Below are 254 nucleotides of genomic sequence, written 5' to 3' on the forward strand. Positions count from 1 at the left end.
CCAGAACCATGCGGTTCCGTGGGCTTATGCGGTATTAGCAGTCGTTTCCAACTGTTGTCCCCCACTCTGGGGCAGGTTACTCACGTGTTACTCACCCGTTCGCCACTAAGCTTACAAATCGTCATCCCGAAAGAATCAGATAAGCAAGCTCCGTTCGACTTGCATGTGTTAGGCGCGCCGCCAGCGTTCGTCCTGAGCCAGGATCAAACTCTTCATAAAATGGTATTTAAACCAGATTACTCTGAATTAAATCA

1 rRNA gene is annotated in these 254 nt (G+C 48.8%); it reads right to left on the minus strand.

The features are described 5' to 3' along the window. A 16S ribosomal RNA gene (locus PH256_RS15230) occupies positions 1 to 219 on the minus strand; the annotation flags it as partial. Between the last annotated feature and the right edge of the window lie 35 nt (positions 220 to 254).

It is taken from the genome of Allofournierella sp. CML151 (genome assembly GCF_027853465.1).
Taxonomy (GTDB): Bacteria; Bacillota; Clostridia; order Oscillospirales; family Ruminococcaceae; genus Allofournierella.